The 580-nt window shown below is 67.8% G+C and carries 1 pseudogene; it reads right to left on the bottom strand.

What is annotated here, in order from left to right:
- Positions 1-580 (bottom strand): annotated as a pseudogene (locus CF70_RS36490) (hypothetical protein); the annotation flags it as partial.

Raw genomic sequence — 580 nt, forward strand, 5'->3', positions numbered from 1 at the left:
ACCGATTCGACGGCTTCGATCACCTCGGCAGCTTCGATCGGCTCGAATGCCTCTGGCACTTCGACAAACTCGACCACCTCGACGACTTCGATTGCCTCCACGACCGGCGCTACCACCGTCGCGGACGGCGCCACGAAGATCGAGCGGTCGATCGGCCACGGGATCTCGCTCAGCGTGACCTCAGGCTTGGGCGGTCGGCGGCGGCGCGCACCGTTCGTATCGCCGGACTCGATTTCCGTCTGTTCATCTGCCTGCTGCTCATCGCCATCGAGGGCCAGCGCTTCACGCTCCAGGGCATCCATTGGATCGACCACGAAGGTGGCGACAGGCTGGCTCACGGGTGCGGGAGCAGCGAGTTCGGGCAGCGGTGCGGGCTGGACGGGCAGCGCCGGCTGCTGCGCAGGCGCCGGGCGCGATCCGTACTGTTGCTGGGAAGCCTGGCGATCATCGCCTTGACGACCATCGCCGCGACGGTTGTCGTTACGGCGACCGCGCTTATCGCGCCGCTCGCGGCTCTCACCCTGGCGGTTCTCCTCCTGGCGGTTCTCACCCTGGCGGCTCTCGCCCTGGCGGCTCTCGC

The organism is Cupriavidus sp. SK-3 (assembly GCF_000611145.1).
Lineage (GTDB): Bacteria > Pseudomonadota > Gammaproteobacteria > Burkholderiales > Burkholderiaceae > Cupriavidus.